This window comes from Azohydromonas sp. (genome assembly GCF_035325925.1).
Classification (GTDB): domain Bacteria; phylum Pseudomonadota; class Gammaproteobacteria; order Burkholderiales; family Burkholderiaceae_C; genus Calidifontimicrobium.
Genome location: NZ_DAOKZA010000015.1, coordinates 1 through 16,732 on the forward strand (window position 1 = coordinate 1; position 16,732 = coordinate 16,732).

The 16,732-nt window shown below is 71.9% G+C and carries 16 protein-coding genes and 2 pseudogenes; 8 read left to right on the forward strand and 10 right to left on the reverse strand.

Annotation, left to right across the window (positions count from 1 at the left end):
• A pseudogene (locus PKC53_RS07585) lies at positions 1–288 on the forward strand (TetR family transcriptional regulator); the annotation flags it as partial.
• A gap of 37 nt (positions 289–325) precedes the next feature.
• A complete protein-coding gene (locus tag PKC53_RS07590) occupies positions 326–1,573 on the forward strand; it encodes a hypothetical protein (protein WP_324427777.1) in 1,248 nt (415 codons plus the stop codon).
• Between the two features lie 13 nt (positions 1,574–1,586).
• Here PKC53_RS07590 and PKC53_RS07595 read toward each other — a convergent pair whose 3' ends face one another.
• The 4 genes and pseudogenes from PKC53_RS07595 to PKC53_RS07610 all read right to left on the reverse strand — a co-directional run bounded on the left by PKC53_RS07595 (position 1,587) and on the right by PKC53_RS07610 (position 6,516).
• Positions 1,587–3,686, reverse strand: coding sequence for an NADPH-dependent 2,4-dienoyl-CoA reductase (locus PKC53_RS07595; protein WP_324427906.1), 2,100 nt, complete (start codon positions 3,684–3,686; stop codon positions 1,587–1,589).
• Positions 3,687–3,855: 169 nt separating this feature from the next.
• Entirely contained in the window at positions 3,856–4,014 is a 159-nt protein-coding gene (locus PKC53_RS07600) for a hypothetical protein (protein ID WP_324427779.1), read from the reverse strand.
• A gap of 415 nt (positions 4,015–4,429) precedes the next feature.
• A pseudogene (locus tag PKC53_RS07605) lies at positions 4,430–5,523 on the reverse strand (amidohydrolase).
• Positions 5,524–5,535: 12 nt separating this feature from the next.
• Positions 5,536–6,516 (reverse strand): tripartite tricarboxylate transporter substrate binding protein, encoded by a 981-nt coding sequence (locus PKC53_RS07610; protein WP_324427781.1) that lies wholly within the window; start codon positions 6,514–6,516, stop codon positions 5,536–5,538.
• Between the two features lie 120 nt (positions 6,517–6,636).
• Here PKC53_RS07610 and PKC53_RS07615 point away from each other — a divergent pair, with 120 nt between their 5' ends.
• From PKC53_RS07615 to PKC53_RS07640, 6 genes are all read left to right on the forward strand, one after another.
• Positions 6,637–7,548, forward strand: coding sequence for a LysR family transcriptional regulator (locus PKC53_RS07615; protein ID WP_324427783.1), 912 nt, complete (start codon positions 6,637–6,639; stop codon positions 7,546–7,548).
• A gap of 490 nt (positions 7,549–8,038) precedes the next feature.
• Positions 8,039–9,694, forward strand: a complete 1,656-nt coding sequence (locus tag PKC53_RS07620) for a cbb3-type cytochrome c oxidase subunit I (protein ID WP_324427785.1) — start codon at positions 8,039–8,041, stop codon at positions 9,692–9,694.
• Complete coding sequence (locus PKC53_RS07625; protein ID WP_324427787.1) at positions 9,684–10,331, forward strand: cbb3-type cytochrome c oxidase subunit II; 648 nt, start codon at positions 9,684–9,686, stop codon at positions 10,329–10,331. Before PKC53_RS07620 ends, PKC53_RS07625 begins: the two co-directional genes overlap by 11 nt.
• Positions 10,332–10,344: 13 nt before the next feature.
• Positions 10,345–10,935, forward strand: a complete 591-nt coding sequence (locus PKC53_RS07630; protein WP_324427908.1) for a c-type cytochrome — start codon at positions 10,345–10,347, stop codon at positions 10,933–10,935.
• Between the two features lie 3 nt (positions 10,936–10,938).
• Complete coding sequence (locus PKC53_RS07635; protein ID WP_324427788.1) at positions 10,939–11,571, forward strand: SCO family protein; 633 nt, start codon at positions 10,939–10,941, stop codon at positions 11,569–11,571.
• Positions 11,568–12,167, forward strand: coding sequence for a hypothetical protein (locus tag PKC53_RS07640; RefSeq protein WP_324427789.1), 600 nt, complete (start codon positions 11,568–11,570; stop codon positions 12,165–12,167). The genes PKC53_RS07635 and PKC53_RS07640 overlap by 4 nt, the downstream gene beginning before the upstream one ends.
• Before the next feature lie 140 nt (positions 12,168–12,307).
• Here PKC53_RS07640 and PKC53_RS07645 read toward each other — a convergent pair whose 3' ends face one another.
• The 6 genes from PKC53_RS07645 to PKC53_RS07670 all read right to left on the reverse strand — a co-directional run bounded on the left by PKC53_RS07645 (position 12,308) and on the right by PKC53_RS07670 (position 16,607).
• Positions 12,308–13,066 carry a metallophosphoesterase gene (locus PKC53_RS07645; protein WP_324427791.1) on the reverse strand — a complete coding sequence of 253 codons (759 nt, stop codon included), beginning with the start codon at positions 13,064–13,066 and terminating at the stop codon, positions 12,308–12,310.
• On the reverse strand, positions 13,063–13,500 hold the full coding sequence (locus PKC53_RS07650) for a hypothetical protein (protein WP_324427793.1): 438 nt from the start codon (positions 13,498–13,500) through the stop codon (positions 13,063–13,065). The genes PKC53_RS07645 and PKC53_RS07650 overlap by 4 nt, the downstream gene beginning before the upstream one ends.
• A 34-nt stretch (positions 13,501–13,534) precedes the next feature.
• Positions 13,535–14,734 carry a hypothetical protein gene (locus PKC53_RS07655; RefSeq protein ID WP_324427795.1) on the reverse strand — a complete coding sequence of 400 codons (1,200 nt, stop codon included), beginning with the start codon at positions 14,732–14,734 and terminating at the stop codon, positions 13,535–13,537.
• Between the two features lie 102 nt (positions 14,735–14,836).
• The gene (locus PKC53_RS07660) at positions 14,837–15,241 is read right to left on the reverse strand and encodes a c-type cytochrome (RefSeq protein ID WP_324427797.1); all 405 of its coding nucleotides are present in this window, start codon (positions 15,239–15,241) and stop codon (positions 14,837–14,839) included.
• Complete coding sequence (locus PKC53_RS07665) at positions 15,238–15,819, reverse strand: ferritin-like domain-containing protein (protein WP_324427799.1); 582 nt, start codon at positions 15,817–15,819, stop codon at positions 15,238–15,240. The genes PKC53_RS07660 and PKC53_RS07665 overlap by 4 nt, the downstream gene beginning before the upstream one ends.
• A gap of 68 nt (positions 15,820–15,887) precedes the next feature.
• Complete coding sequence (locus tag PKC53_RS07670; RefSeq protein ID WP_324427801.1) at positions 15,888–16,607, reverse strand: RNA polymerase sigma factor; 720 nt, start codon at positions 16,605–16,607, stop codon at positions 15,888–15,890.
• Positions 16,608–16,732: the final 125 nt, after the last annotated feature.

Sequence of the window (16,732 nt, forward strand, 5' to 3'; positions counted from 1 at the left end):
GAGATCGCGCTGCAGCGCAGCGAGCACGGCGAGGCGATGGCGCGGGTGCGCGAACGCCTGCAGCAGGCGGGTGCCCGCCACTTGGCACAGGTCGAGGCCGCACTGCAGCGCGCCGGCGCGCCGCGGCGCGAAGTGCGCGCACTGGCGCTCGGGTTGCACGCGCTGGTCGACGGGCTGCTGCGCCAGTGGATCCCCGACCCCGGCGCATTCGACCTGTGCCGCGTCGGGCAGGCGGCGGTCGACACCTACCTCGGCGGCGTGCGCGCGGCCGTCGGCCGCGGCGCCTGAGCGCGCACCGCACCCGGCGCTGGCAGACTGGCGTGCGATGCGCACCCTGATCCACGCGCTGGCGGGCACGCTGCTCGCGCTGCTGCTGGCCGCCGCGCTGGCCTGGGGGCTCACCGTCGACGATGCGCCGAGCGTGCCCGCGCGCGACGACGTCACCGCGGCCGACGTCGACCGCGCGGTGGCGCTCGCGCGGCGCCACGACCCGCGCCGTGCGCTGCCCGGGCAGCAGCGCCGCGTGCTGCTCGGCGAACGCGACGTCGACCTGCTGGTCGCGCAGGCGGCGCAACGCGCGCTCGGCGCGCATACCCGCGTGCGGCTGCACGCCGGGCGGCTCGAACTGCGTGCCAGCCTGGCGCTGCCGGCCGGTCGCTGGCTGAACGCCGAGGTGGTGCTGCGCCAGGGCGACGGGCTGCCGCAGGTGGAGCGCCTGCGCGTCGGCCGCCTGCCGCTGCCGCCGGCGCTCGCGCTGCCGCTGCTGCGCCGCGTGGCGACGCAGCGCGGCCTGCCGGCCGACGCGCTGCAGGTGGTCGAGTGGATCGACCAGGTGACGCTGACACCCGGTCAGGTGGCCGTGGTCTACCGCATCGACCGCAACAGCGTGCGTCGCCTGCGCGCCGCGCTGGTGGCCCCCGCCGACCGCGAGCGCCTGCAGGCGCATCACTCGCATCTGTCGGCCCGAGTGCGCGACTTCCCGGGGCGCACGCTGCCGCTGGCCACGCTGATGCGCGCGCAGTTCGTGCTGGCCGCCGAGCGCAGCCGCGCCGGCGCCGACGACACCGCCGCCGCCGAGAACCGCGCGGCACTGCTCGCGCTCGCGCTGTACGCGAACCACCGCAGCCCGGTGCTGCTCGTGCCCGAAGCCTCGGCCTGGCCGGCGGCGCGGCCGCTGGGCGTGACGCTGCGCGGCCGCCGCGACCTGGCGCTGCACTTCCTGGTCTCGGCGCTGATCGCCGCCGAGGCGGGCACGCCGCTGGCCGACGCCGTCGGGCTGTGGAAGGAGCTCGACGACACCCGCCGTGGCGGCAGCGGCTTCAGCTTCGCCGACCTCGCCGCCGACCGCGCCGGCACCCGGCTGGGCGAGGCGGCGGTGCGCGAGGCGCGCCGGCTGCAGGCCGTGCTCGCCGATGCCGACGAGCCGGACTTCATGCCCGACGTCGCCGCGCTGCCCGAGTTCCTGTCGGCGCGCGAGTTCGTGGCGCGCTACGGCGGCGTCGGCGCCCCGGCGTACGAACGCCAGACCGCCGAGATCGAGTCGCGCATCGACGCGTTGCCCCTCTGGCGCTGACGCGGCGCGAGAATCACAGACCGGCGGCCAGCCGCGTCCCCTGGTCGATCGCGCGCTTGGCGTCGAGTTCGCCGGCCTCGAGCGCACCGCCGACCAGGTGCACCGCGACGCCGGCGGCCGCCAGCGGCGCGTGCAGCTCGCGCAGCGGCTCCTGCCCGGCGCACAGCACGACGGTGTCGACCGACAGCACGGTGGCGTCGCGCCGGTCGGCACCGAAGCTCACCGCCAACGCGACGCGACCGGGCTCAGCCGCCGGCCCGATGCGCTCGTAGTTCACGCCGGCGAGCATCTCGACGTTCTTCATCTTCAGCGCCGCGCGGTGGATCCAGCCGGTGGTCTTGCCCAGCGACGCGCCGTGCTTGCCGCTCTTGCGCTGCAGCAGCAGCACCTCGCGTGCCGGCGGCTCGGGCTGCGCGCGCGTCACGCCACCGCGTCGCTGCGTCGGGTCGGCCACGCCCCACTCGCGCAGCCAGATCGGCAGATCGGTGGTCGGCGAGACGTGGCCCAGGTCGGTGCCGGTGGCCAGGTACTCGGCGACGTCGAAACCGATGCCACCGGCGCCGACGATCGCCACGCGGCGGCCCACCGGCTCGCGGTGCAGCAGCACGTCGACGTAGCTCAGCACCTGCGGGTGGTCCCGCCCCGGGATGCGCGTGTCGCGCGGCGTGACGCCGGTGGCCAGCACCACCGCGTCGAACCCGGCGCCTTGCAGCGTCGACGCGTCGACGCGCGTGCCCAGCTGCAGCCGCACGCCGGTCACCTCGAGGCGGCGCGCGTAGTAGCGCAGCGTCTCGGCGAACTCCTCCTTGCCGGGGATGCGCTGCGCCATCAGGAATTGGCCGCCGATGCGCGCGGCCGCGTCGTACAGGTGCACCTCGTGGCCGCGCTCGGCGAGCGTGGTCGCCGCGGCGAGCCCCGCCGGGCCGGCGCCGACCACCGCGTAGCGGCGGCGCCGCGGCGCGCGCGCGATCACCAGTTCGGTCTCGTGGCAGGCGCGCGGGTTGACCAGGCAGCTCGACAGCTTGTTGGCGAAGGTGTGATCCAGGCACGCCTGGTTGCACGCGATGCAGGTGTTGATCTCGTCGGCGCGATCCTGCGCGGCCTTGGCGACGAACTCGGCGTCGGCGAGGAACGGCCGCGCCAGGCTGACCAGGTCGGCGTCGCCGCGCGCGAGCACCTGCTCGGCAACCTCGGGCGTGTTGATGCGGTTGCTCGTGACCACCGGCGTGCCGATGCCCTCGGCGCGCAGCGCGTCGCGCAGCTTCTTCGTCACCCACGTGAACGCCGCGCGCGGCACACTGGTGGCGATGGTCGGCACGCGCGCTTCGTGCCAGCCGATGCCGGTGTTCAGGATCGTCGCGCCGGCGGCGACGACCGCGCGCGCGAGCTGCAGCACCTCGGGCCACGAGCTGCCATCGGGGATCAGGTCGATCAGGCTGATGCGGTAGACGATGATGAAGTCGGGCCCGACGGCGTCGCGCGCGCGGCGCACGACCTCCACCGCCAGCCGCAGGCGGTGCGCATAGTCGCCGCCCCAGTCGTCGTCACGCCGGTTGGTGTGCGTGACGAGGAACTGGTTGATGAAGTAGCCCTCGCTGCCCATGATCTCGACGCCGTCGTAGCCGGCCTCGCGCGCGAGCGCGGCACAGCGCACGAAGGCGCGGATCTGCCGCTCGATGCCGCGCGCGCTCAGCGCGCGCGGGGTGAACGGCGAGATCGGGCTGCGCAGGCGCGACGGCGCGACGCACAACGGGTGGTAACCGTAGCGACCGGTGTGCAGGATCTGCAGCGCGATCTTGCCGCCCTCGGCGTGCACCGCGGCAGTGACCTCGCGGTGGCGGCGCGCCGCGGCGTGCGTGGCCAGCGTGCCGGCGAACGGCTTGGCCCAGCCCTCGATGTTCGGCGCGAAGCCGCCGGTGACGATCAGCCCGACGCCGCCGCGCGCGCGCTCGGCGTAGAACGCCGCCATGCGCGGCAGGTGGGCGCGCGCGTCCTCGAGCCCGGTGTGCATGCTGCCCATCAGCACGCGGTTGGCCAGCGTCGTGAAGCCCAGGTCGAGCGGGGCGAGCAGGTGGGGATACGGCAAGGGCGGCTCCGGCGGTGCGCGGCGCATCATCGCAGGTGCGCCATCGCGCCACCGGCCATCCGCGCCCGCCCGTCATGCGCCGTCAAGCGGCCGCGACAGACCCGGCTCCGCCGGACCGCAGGCGGCGCGCCCTCAAGGAGGAGGCGCCGAAGGCGCTGCGGCGGTGGGTCGGTTCACTCGCGCACCGGCAGGCCGGTCAGGCGCGCAGCTCCCGCCAGACGATACGCGACTGCTGCGCGTCCGCGCCGTCGCTCGCGCGCACGACGGCGCCGTCCAGCGCGATCTCGATCGGCGGCGCGGCGCGATCGGCGCAGGCCGCCACCGGCATCACGGTCGTCGGCACGCCGATCGTCACCGGCAGCAGACTGGCTGCCACCGTCGCAGCGCCGCGCGCGCACTGACGGTGCATCCTCACCCAGCGACGCAGCCGGCTGGCGTCGACCGAGTTGCGCATCGCCAGACCCGCCCTCGACACCTGCGGGCGCACCGCCTGCTCGATCATCCTGGCCTCGAACGCTGCGCGGCACCTGTGCCGACCGCGAACGTTCGTGCGCTGCACGCGCTGCCCGCCCCAAACCGGGGGCGTGTCCACACTCTGGTCTTGGCGAGTCCAGTCGATGGCATCGTGGCGGTGGTCATCGTGGGATCTCCTTCGGACAGGTTGATGGGTCGCACCTCAACCACATCCGGGGCCACGATGGCCACCCCACCCGGGAAGGCCGCCGCCGCAGCGGCCCCGCAGCACGGCGCTCTCGTGCACGGCCATGCGCTCATGGCAGCGGTGACGGCCCCTCCGCGCTCAGGAAGCGTTCGGCCAGCCGCACCCAGAAGGCGCTGCCTACCGCGATGTTGTCGTCGTGGAAGTCGTAGCCGGGGTGGTGGACCATGCAGGCGCTCTGTGGCCGGCCGTCGCCACCGACGCCGTTGCCGATCAGCACGTAGCTTCCAGGCACGCGTTCGAGCATGAATGCAAAGTCCTCGCTGCCGGTCAGCGGCGGGCCCTGAAGCGTCACGCGTGAGGGGCCGAGCAGGTCCAGCGCCACCTCGCGCGCGAAGGCCGTCTCGCGCGCACGTGCCGGTCGAGCGCGCGCACGCTGAGCTCGAGCGTCGCCGTCGCCGGAATCACGTTGTTGGCGCGGCCGGCGTGCAGCGCGCCGACCGTGACCACCGCGGCGTGCAGCGGATCGACGTTGCGCGACACGACCGTCTGCAGCGCCATCACCAGGCTTGCCGCGGCCACCACCGGGTCGGCGGCGCGGTGCGGCATCGCGCCGTGGCCGCCGACGCCGGCGAGCGTGATCGTCGCGCAATCCGACGAGGCCATCGCCGCGCCTTCGCGCAGCACCAGGTGGCCCTGCGGCACGCCCGGCATGTTGTGCATCGCGAACACGGCGTCGCAGGGGAAGCGCTCGAACAATCCGTCGGCCATCATGCGCAGGGCGCCGCCGCCACCTTCCTCGGCCGGCTGGAAGATCAAGTGCAGCGTGCCGTCGAAACGGCCCGCCAGCGCCAGGTGCCGGGCGGCCGCGAGCAGCATCGCGGTGTGCCCGTCGTGGCCGCACGCGTGCATGACGCCGGGATGGGCGCTCGACCACGCGACGCTGGAAGCCTCGTCGATCGGCAGCGCGTCCATGTCGGCGCGCAGGCCGAGCCGGCGCGAGCCTGCCCCGCGCACGAGCGTGCCGACGACACCGGTGCCGCCGATGCCGCGCTCGACCGTGTAGCCCCAGCCGGCGAGCCGCTCGGCCACCAGCGACGCGGTGCGGTGCTCCTCGAACGCGAGCTCGGGGTGGCGGTGAATGTCGCGCCGCACGGCGACGAATTCGTCCGCCTGGGCGCGCATCGCGTCGAGCAGGGGGCTCATCGGCTCATGTCCTCACTGCGGCTGCAGCTGGATCTTCTTGGCAAGGGCGCGGTAGTGCGCCGTCTCGTCCTCGAAGAACCGCGCCGCGTCGGCCAGCGACACCGGCGCCGCCGCGAGCTGCGTCTGCGCCGCGAGCTGGCTGCGCACGCCGGGGTCCTGCAGCGCCTTGCCGATGGCGCCGTGCAGGCGCTGCACGACGTCCTCGGGCGTGTCCCTCGGCACCATGAAGCCGGTCCAGATGCGGTACGAGAAGTTCTTCAGCGACTCGCCTTCGCCGACGGTCGGCACGTTCTTCAGCAGCTCCGAGCGCTGCGCGCCGAGTTGCGCGATGACCCTGAGCCGCCCCTGGTCGGCCAGCGCCCCCATCGCCGCGCTGTAGACGAGCACGGCGAAGTCGACCTGCCCGCCGCCGAGGTCCTGCATCAGCGGCGCGTTGCCCTTGTACGGCACGTGCTGCAGCTTGATGCCGGTGCGCTGCTGCACGTCCTCGAGGATGAAGTGGTACAGCGAGCCGATGCCGACGCTGCCGTAGGTGAGCGGGCGGTCGGACGCCTTGCGCGCCAGCGCGATCAGTTCGTCGACGCTGCGCACGCCCAGGTCGGCTCGCGTCACGACCACCATCGTGGCCTCGGCGACCGGGTGCACGAGCCGGAAGTCCTCGGCCTTGACCTTGACCGCGGCGTTGGCCAGCGGCGCCAGGATCACCTCGTTCGGCGAACCCTGGAACAGGTAGTGACCGTCGGCCGGTGCACCGAGCACCTTCTGCGCCGCCAGTGCGCCGCTGACGCCGCCGAGGTTCTCGACGATCACCTGCTGGCCGAGCTCCTTGCCCACCGGCGTGTTGATGATGCGCGCGATCGCGTCCGACGGGCCGCCGGCCGGGTAGGGCACCATCAGGTTGACCTGCTTGACCGGGAACGTCTGGGCGAGGCTGGCGCCGGCCGCGAGCAGCAGGCCGGCGATCAGGGCAAGGCGGCGAACGGGGTTCGGCATCGGGGTCTCCTGGTGCTGGTTGGAACGCGCAGCCCAATGTAGGAAGGCGCAAATGCAAAGTCCAATGCATTGTTCGATGCATTAAGATTCCCTAGATGCATACATGAGGTGCGGCCCGCGATGACCCTCGTCCAGCTGCGCCACCTCGTGGCCCTCGCGCAGAGCGGGTCCTTCAGCAAAGCGGCGCAGGCGCAGTTCCTGACCCAGCCTGCACTCAGCCGCAGCATCCGCGCCCTCGAGGACGAGCTGGGCGTGCCGTTGTTCGATCGCGTCGGCCGGCGTGTCGAGCCGACGCCGGTGGGGCGCGAGATGCTGGCGCGCGCCCACCAGCTGCTGGCCGACGCCGACGATTTGCGGCGCAGCGGCGAGCGCTTGCGCGACGGCAGCGCCGGCGTGCTGCGCATCGGCCTGGGCTCGGGTCCGGGCGCGATGCTGATGACGCCGCTGCTCATGCACGCGGCACAGCAGCGGCCGCAACTGCACGTCGAGGTCGTGCGTGCCGGCACCGACCTGCTCGTGCACGCGCTGCGATCGCGCGCGCTCGATGCGCTGGTGGTCGATGCGCGGTCGCTGCGGCCGACGCCCGACGTGCACGCCGAGTTCGTGCACGAGATGCGCGGTGCCTTCATGGTGCGCCGCGGCCACCCACTGCTGAAGCGGCGCACGGGCGTGAGCTTCGACGAGCTGCTGCGGTTCCCGATCGCGTCGACCCCGCTGTCCGACGAGGTCGCGCGCATCCTCGTCGAGCGCTACGGGCCGCAAGCCCACCCGAGCGAATGCGTCACGCTGCGCTGCGAGGAGATCCCGAGCCTGGTCGCGGTCGCCAAGCGCAGCGACGCGGTGCTGCTCGCGATCCGTGCAGCCGCGCCCGAGCTCGTGGAGCTGGAGTTGCGTCCCGCGCTCGACGCCACCGCCCGCTTCGGTCTGGTGACGCTGGTGCGCCGCACCGAGGCGCCGGGGCTCGCGTTCGTGCGCACGCTGATGGCCCGGCTGCTGCGCGACGGGCCCGAAGGCGACCGCGCCGCGCTATAGCAGCCGGCCGCTGGCGTGATGTCCCGCAGATCACTGGCATGGGTCTGGACTTCTTCTCGCTCGTCACCGACATGGTCATCCGACGCGGCTCGGTCACCAGCGTCAGGCAACTCGTGCAGCGCATCGACCACCTCGTGGCGGCGTACTCAAGCCAGCGGGCCTCCGCGAAACCCGGTGCGGCTCAACCTTCGGCGGTGAGTCGGTGCGGGCACCGATGCAGTGCCCCGGTGCTGCCCGGCCGGCCCTGGGCATCGGCCCGCTGCACGCCTCGTCGTCAGCCACACCGGCACCGGCGGTCCGCTGCTTCGGCTTGCCGGCCTCAGAGCCCCGGAGGTCGTCATGGGCAAGCGGCGGCGCCCAAAGAGTCATTCTTCGTAAATCTTATGATTCGTCGCCACGGGTAGGCGCGGATGCCCATCGAGCAGCGTGCGCGGCGCCCATCCCATGGCGCGCCGGGCGCGCCGGGCCGACAAGAGGGGGACTCGCACCGATGGACAGTGCCGTTTCGAGCCTGCTGGGCGCCTTCCTGCTGTCGATCATCGGGCTGCTGGTCTTCATCTGGTCGCTGCGCAAGGGCCTGCTCGTGGAGAACCCGCGGGCCGCCTCGGCCATCTTCGCCCGGGGCGAGGTCGGCCACACCGACGATCCGGCACTGACCCCGACCGCCCGGCGGCGCTTTCAGGCCGCGGCCACCGAGCCGGGTGATGCCCGCCACGTGCCCGACGCGCAGGAGATCGCGGACCGCATCGCCGCGGACCGCTCCAGCGCCTTCCCGGTCTTCATGTTCATCGCCTTTGCCTGCCTGTGGCTGCTGCTGGGCGGCATCGCGGGACTGACGGCCTCGCTGAAGCTGCACTGGCCCGACTGGCTGGTGAGCGAAGCCTGGATGACCTTCGGGCGCATCCGCACCGTGCACCTGACAGCCGTGCTCTACGGCTGGATCACCAACGCCGAGTTGGCGATCATCATCTGGCTCATGCCGCGCCTGCTGCGCCGGCCGCTGATCGGCAGCATGTGGATCATGATCGGCGGCGCGCTCGTCAACGTGGCGATCGCCAGCGGCATCGGCGCCATCGGCGCGGGCTGGACCGACGGGATGGAATACCTGGAGATGCCCTGGCAGATCGGCATCTTCTTTGCCGCCGGCATGGTCTGCATCATCGTCCCGGTGATGTACACGCTGGTCAACCGCAAGGTCGAGTCGCTCTACGTGACCACCTGGTACCACACCGCCGCCCTGCTGTGGATCACGATGCTGTTCATCGTCGGCAAGATGCCCGGTGTGCACTTCGGCGTGCAGCAGGCGGCGATGAACTGGTGGTACGGCCACAACGTCCTGGGCCTGTGGTTCACGCCCGTGGCCGTGGGCGCCATCTACTACTTCCTGCCGAAGATCATCGCGCGGCCGATACGCTCGTACAACCTGTCGATCCTGGGTTTCTGGACGCTGGCCTTCTTCTACGCGCAGGTCGGCGGGCACCACCTGGTGGGCGGGCCGGTGCCGGGCTGGCTGGTCACGCTGTCCATCGTGCAGAGCATGATGATGATCGTGCCGGTGCTGGCGTTCGGCATCAACATGGCGCTGACGATGAACGGACGCATGCGCCTGGCACGGTACTCGCCGACGCTGCGTTTCGTGATGTTCGGCGGCGCCATGTACCTGCTGTCTTCGCTGCAGGGCTCCTTCGAGGCGCTGCGCTCGGTGCAGCAGGTGGCCCACTTCACGCACTTCACCGTGGCCCACGCCCACCTGGGCGCCTATGGCTTCGTGACCATGGTGTTGTTCGGGGCCATCTACTTCATGATGCCCCGCATCCTGCACTGGGAGTGGCCGTTCCCGAAGCTCATCTCGTGGCACTTCTGGCTGGCGGCCATCGGCATCGCGACCTACTTCGTGGGGCTGACCTACGGCGGCTGGCTGCAAGGGTTGGCCATGCTCGACGAGGCGCGGCCGTTCATGGACTCCGTGGCGGTGACCATCCCGTGGCTGCAGTGGCGCAGCGTCGGCGGCGCGCTGATGGTGGCCAGCCACCTGGTCTTCGTGGGCCACTTCCTGGCCATGGCCCTGCGTTTCGGGCCCGACCGTGTCGGTGCCGCGCTGTTCAGCCAACGACACCGGGTCCCGGAGCTCGCCCATGGAGAATGAAGTCAAGCTCACGGCCGGCGCGATGGTGACCTTCGCCATCGCCGTCTCGGCGCTGGTCATCGTGCCGTACCTGCAGGTGCGCGACGTGAAGGCACCGCAGGGGCTCGCTCCGTACACCAGCGCCGAGCTGCGCGGGCGCGCCAGCTACATCGCCAACGGCTGCATGTATTGCCACACCCAGCAGCCGCGTTCGGCGAGTTTCGCTCCCGACGCCAAGCGCGGCTGGGGTCGTGCCTCGGTGCCGGGCGACTACTTCTACGACAAGCCGCATCTGCTGGGCAGCATGCGCACCGGGCCGGATCTGCTCAACATCGGGCTGCGGCAGCCCAGCAGGGACTGGCACCTGGGCCACCTGTACCAGCCGCGCGCCTATGTGCCGGGGTCGATCATGCCGGCCTACCCGTACCTGTTCGACGTCAAGGACGAGGCCGATCCGGGTGAGCAGGCCATCAAGCTGCCGCCGGGCCACGTCCCGCCGGGCAAGGTCGTGGTGCCCACGCCCGAGGCGCTGGATCTCGTGAAGTACCTGCAGGCGCTCAGGCGCGACTACCCGGTGCTGCCGCCCGAGCCGCACCAGGCCCCGGGGGCCAAGGCTTCTCCAGCGACGCCGGAGCCCCGGCCCACGCCCGCGACTTGAAAGCACGGTGACCATGAGCCAGGAACCGGCCACGCGCGCACAGCAGCGCGAGAACGAAGACCCCGAAGAGGCCGTCCGCCCGATGCCCCTGGCCGCCCTGCTGGTGGCCGCCGGCATGGTGGTGTGGGCGGTGGTCTACATCCTGACCACCGAGCCTCTGAACCTGTCCTCCCTGGGCGATCAACGCACCCGAGCCGAGCTCTCCGCACCGGCGCAGGCGGCTGGCGCGGCGGTCGACGGCAAGGCACTGTATGCCGCGCAATGTGCCGCCTGCCACCAGGCCACGGGCGCCGGCCTGCCGGGCGTGTTCCCGCCGCTCGACGGCTCGGAGTGGGTGCGCGGCGAGCCGCGCGTGCTGGCCAACATCCTGCTGCACGGCGTCACGGGCGAGATCACCGTCAAGGGCAGCAAGTACCAGGGCGTCATGCCGGCCTTCTCGCAGCTGAGCGACTCCGAGCTCGCCGGCATCGCGAGCTTCATCCGCGGCAGCTGGTCCAACCGCGCCGGCGACGTGCCCGCCGAGCTCTTTGCCCGCGAGCGCAAGGACGGCCAGCGAACGACGCCGTTCGAGGGCGAGGCAGCCCTCGAAGCCCTGTCCCGGTGAGCCATGCTGCGCACCGCCGTCGCCAGCGCGCTGCTGCTGCTCGGCGGCTGGGCGGCAGCCGGCTGGCTGACGTACGACTTCCAGGTCTGGACCGACGAGGGTGCGCGCCGCCTCCAGGTGGCCCTGCGTCCCGTCGAAGCGCCGCCCGTGAGCGTGCAGGGTCCGGCGGGAAGCAGCCACCTCGCGGCCCTGCTCGCCGAGGTCGGCGGCGCCACGATCGTGAACTTCGTCTACACGCGTTGCGTGACGGTGTGTCTGTCGCTCGGCGGCGGCTTCCAGCAACTGCAGGCCGCGCTGCAGGCCGACCGCGCGGCGGGCAGCGCCTCCAGGGTCGGGCTGCTGTCGATCAGCTTCGACAATGCACGTGACGACCCCGCCGCGCTGCAGGCCTATGCGCAACGCCTGCGCGCCGACCCCGCACTGTGGCGCTTCGTGCGCGTGCCGGACACCGCCCAGCAGCAGCACCTGCTGCGCACGCTGGGTGTGGTGGTGACACCCGACGGCCGCGGTGACTTCGAGCACAACGCCGCGCTGCTGGTGTTCGATGCGCGCGCGCGCATGGTGCGCATCTTCGATCTGGCCGAGCAGCAGCTGGCGCTGGACTTCGCGCGGCATCTGTCGGCCAGGTCGCCATGAAACGCCTGGACTGCCGCCACGGCCACCAGCTTGCCCTGGCGCTCACCCTGCTGGTCGTGCTGGCCTGGCCCGGCGTGCGCCAGTGGCTCGAAGCCAGCATGTCGCGACACATGCTGCTGCAGTTCCCGCTGTGGATGGCGGCGGGCCACCTGCTGGCCGACGCGCTGCCGCGACGCGCGCGCGTCGCCATCGCCGGCAGCAACGCCCATGGCATCGCCGGCCTCGTCGGGGTGGTCGTGGTGCTGTCGGTGCTGATGGTGCCGCGCGTGCTCGATCTGGCGCTGCGCGACGCGGGCATCGAAGCCGCGAAGTGCGCGGGACTGCTGGTGGCCGGGGCCGCGCTGCGCGTGTCCTGGCGGCCTGCGGGGCTGGTGGTGCAGAGCTTCTTCCTGGGGATGCTGCTGCCCATGATGGTCGTCGTGGGCCAGCTGTACATCGACTCCCCGCTGCGCCTGTGCAACGCCTACCTGCTCGATGACCAGGTTCGCGTCGGGCGCGGGCTCATCGCCCTGGCGGCGCTGGTGGCCATGGTCTGGCTGACGCAGGCGGCCTGGCGGCTGATGCGCAGCGAAGGGGCGCAACTGGCGCCACCCTAGGGATCGCCACGACGGCCGTGGTCGCTGGCGCTGGCCTGACGCGGGACATCGGCGTCGGCCAGATCGACGTGTGCATGAGGGACGGGGCGCGCACCTGCACCGACGCGGACAAGGCGATGGCGCCGGCGAAGCGGCAGCCCTCAGGCGGGTATCTCGACCACGCAGTACGGGTCGAAGCGCGGGTTCTCCGGCGTGCCGTCGCGCGCGTAACCGCGCGGGTTGCTGAACACGCGGGTGGCGCCGATCGCATAGTCGACCGGGTAGTGCGTGTGGCCGTGGATCCACAGACCGGCGCCGGACCGCTCGACCAGCGCATCGAGGTTGGAGACAAAGGCGACGTTCAGCGGCGAGGCGGCGTGTTTCGGCTCGACGCTGCGCGCCGAAGGTGCGTGATGCGTGACGACCACGGTCGGTCCAGCCTGCCCGGCAAGCTGCTGCGACAGCCAGCCCGCCGCGCGCCGGCACAGTCGGCGGCAGTGTTCGGGCGTGAACGGCGCGCCGCCTTCGACCGCGATGCGCCTGAAGTCGGCGATCAGCCGCGCCGCGGCCGCGCTCGCCTCGTCGCACGCGCGCGGATCGTCGAACAGCAGGAAGTCGGTCCACAACGTGGCGCCGACGAAGCGCACACCCTCCAGTTCGAGCGCGTCCTCGTCCAGCACGTGCACGTGCGTCGCCCGCGCCAGCGCACGCAACTCGGCAGCGACGGCGGGCAAGGAACCCCCGTAGTACTCGTGATTGCCGGGAACGTAGACCACCGGCTGCGCAAAGCCGAGAGCCCACTCGATCGCCTGTCGCGGCCGCGCGATGTCACCGGCGAGCACCACCACGTCGGCCGCGGTGCGCGGCACCTCCATCGGCGCGACGCTCAGGTGCAGGTCCGACAGGATCTGGATCTTCATTCGTAGCCGTGGAACGCTTCGGTTGCGATCCGCTGCGGCACGACACCGGCGAACTGCAGCGTCGCCTGCATCGCCTCGACCAGCGCCGGCGGGCCGACGACGCAGTACGTCGGCGCGCCCGGATCGCCGACCACGCGCCTGAGCAGTTCCTCGTCGATCGTCGCGCCGACGCCGATCGGAAGCGACTCGAGCGCGCGCTTGTACGCGCTGTCGCGCAGCCTTGTCGCGATCGTCAGCTCGGGCTGGAACGGCGCGCTCACCAGTGAAAACGCATGGCATATGCCCGCCGCCGCACCCACCGGCACGCCGCTCAGGCACAGGTCGATCGCCTGGCCCGCGGTGTACTCGAATCCGCCGGGCCTGGCGAAGTGAAACGCCATCGTCCGATCCGCCACTTCCTCGCGTGCAATCAGCGTCGTCTCGAAAGTGCTCACGTCGTCTCCTTCATCGACCCGCGGCCACGCCGCGTCAGAGCGACTTCAGATGCTGGACCAGATCGGCCCGCTGCGCCGCCGTCAGCCCGAGCGCGAGCCGCGCGTCGTAACGCGCGACCACGTCGTCCAGCGTCGCCGCGGAGCCGTCGTGGAAATACGGCGGATGCTGCCAGACGCCGCGCAGCGGCGACGTGCGGTACAACCTGGTCGCCGAGCGCGAGGCGTAGCTCGGCGATTCGGGCTCGGCCATCGAGTCGGCCGACGGATGCAGCCGCTGGTTCGCGTCGGTGAAGTGCGGTCCGCTGTGGCAGGTGGCACAGCGGCCGGCAGCCTCGAACACGAGCTTGCCGCGTGCCGCGACGGCTGCGTCGAAGCTGCCGGCGGGCGCCGCCGGCGCTTCGAGACTCAGCTGGTACGCCTGCAACGCCGGCAGCTTGCTGCCGACGAGCTCCACGTTGCCGTGCGTGACGCTCAGGTCCAGCCGCGGCTCGGTGAACGATCCGAGCCCGCCCATCTCGACGACCGCGACATAGCGGCTCCAGTACGCGATCTCGCTGCCGTCGCCCGTGTACGTGATGCGCCCGATGCCGGCGAGTCCGTACGCCGGCGGGATCACGACCGGCTTGTCCAGGCCATCGACGTTGTGGCCCGGATCGAACCTGCCCTTGCCCCACGAATTGAGCACAGCGGTGGTCGCCGCATCGAGCGCAGGCGGCAGCGCGATGATCGCGCCGGGGTTCAGGTCGCGGTTCGGCCAGCCGTTCAACCGCTTGCCGATGCCGCGTGCGAACGAGTCGTCGACCGTCGAGTGGCACAGCGCGCACGTGATACCGACGCGTTGGAGTCGATCGACGCCGCCGACCGTCTCCACCGTGCCCCTGACGCCGACGACCGCGTCGAGCTTCAGCAGCGCCAGCGTCGTGCCCAGGCGGCTCTGGAGGTCGACGCTGCCGTTGCGGATGCCGTCGACGACCTGCGGTGGCAGCGCGTCGGCATCGACCTTCAGGCCGACCGACAGTGCGGTCAGCGGATCGACCGCCGCTTCGATCACCTCGTGCAGGCGCAGTGCATCGGTCCACTGCGCTTCGTCGCCGAAGGTGTCGAAGCGGAAGATCTGCCTGCCCTGCTCGACCAGCGCCGCCTGCTCGGCGGCGACCTCGTCCGACGAGCCGCCGCAGGCGCTCGCCGCCGCGGCGACGCCGGCCAGCAGCAGCGCGCGCACGACGCCGCTCACGAAAGGGGCGGAACATGGGTGCAAGAGGTCCTCACGAGCGTTCTCCTCGTCGTTCGGTCGATGTCGGTCCGCCAGGCGCGCGAGGCACCGGCGCCGCCGCGTTCAACGGCTCGGGTGGCAGGTCGTTCCCGGGCGCGTCGCCTCGCGCAGCCAGGCGATCAGGTCGGCGCGCTCGTGCGCGTCGGCGATGCCCGCGTATCCCATCGTCGTTCCCGGAACGGCTTGCATCGGGTGCTGCAGGAACGTGTCGAGCGTGGCTTCGTTCCACACGATCTTCGAGTCGCGCAGCGCCTTCGAGTAACCGTCGTAACCCGGCGCCGTGCCGGCCCGGCGTCCGAACAGCCCGCAGTGCTGCGGGCCGGTACGGTTGGCTTCGATCGAGTGGCACGCGATGCAGCGCTCGTACACCTGCCCGCCGCGCTGCAACGCTTGCGCGTCGGGCGCAGCGTGCGCTGCCGACAGCGACAGCGCAGCGCAGGCGCAGGCCACGATCGCGCGCACGCTCACGACACGAACGCCGAGGGCACCGGGTTCTCGCCGAGCACCTGCCGCAGCACCGCCCAGTGCATCGCTTCGTCGCCGAGGATGCTGGCGGCGACCTTCGCCAGTTCGCGCTCGGCAAACAGCGGCACCGCGCCGAGGTACGCGGACACCGCGCCCTTCTCCAGTCCCGCCGCGAAGCGCAGTACGTCGGCCTCGGACTCGAGCTTGTCGACCGGAAACATGTACTTCGCCTTCGCCGCCACCGGCTTGCCGCCGAGCTTGCGCACGGTGGCCTCGAGCGCGCTCGCGTGCTCCTTGTGGTGCCCCTGGAACTGCAGCGCGACCGCCAGCGCGGACTTGCCGAGCAGCCCGCTCTCGGCGCCGACCTGGTACGCGGCCACCGCCTCGAGTTCGGCGCCCAGCGCGGTGTTGAGGATGCGGATGTCGGCTTCGGCGACGCTGCCGCCGGCCTTGGCGGCGAGCGCCTCGCGCCCGCCGAGCAGCGCGACCGCCACCGCCGACAGCACTGCGCCGCCCGTGACGAGCGCGCGCCGGCGTGAGCGCAGCAGATGCGTGGGGGGAAGGACGAGCTGGTCGGTCATGACGGTCTCCGTTCGGTTCGAGAAACACCCGCGCATCAGTGCGGGTGAGGTCGAGAAACACCCGCGCATCAGCGCGGGCGAATGAGGCCCTGCGCGTGCAGGGCGGCAATGACGCGGTTCACGACGGCGTCGCAGCGTTCACCGGCAAAGGCGAAAGCCTCGTTCGCGTGCGCCTCGAGCTGCGCACCCAGCGCATCGCGCAGCAGTGCGCGGGCGCGCAGGTAGCGGGTCTTGACGACGTCGCCGCTGACGCCCAGGCAGAACGCGGTTTCCTCCACGCTCTTCTCCTCGACCGCGCGCAGGATGAAGACGCTGCGGTAGATCGGCGGCAGCCGCTCGATCGCGGCTTGCAGCAGCGCGCGCAGCTGGCCGCGCTCGGCGGCGGCGTCCGGGCCTTCGTCGCGCGTGTCGACGAAAGACTTCGAATGCTCCGCTGCGGTTTCGTCGTTCATGTCCGGGTTGTCGTCGATCGGCACGGTGCGACCCTTCCTGCGCTGCACATCCAGCGCGACGTTGATCGCGATGCGCGCCAGCCATGTGCCGAGCGCGGCGTCGCCGCGATACGAATCGAGGCTCATGAACGCGCGCAGGTAGGCGTCCTGCACGACGTCCTGCGCTTCGGCGTCGTCGGCGACGATGCCGCGCGCGGCGCGGAACAACAGGCGGTTGTGCCGGCGCATGATCAGCTCGAACGCGGCCGCATCGCCGCCGCGCGCGCGCAGCGTGAGATCGAGATCGCTCTCGGCAGGCGATCGACTGCCGATCTGGCTTTCGAAGGTGGCCGTCATCGCATCTCTCCTTGGTCTGTGCATTGGACGCCGGCGGCGACCAGAAGGTGACAGCGCACGCCACCCGCGCCGCCCGCGTGCCGGGCGTCAGGCCGATTGCCGCGCGGTCTTCGGATGGCCAACCC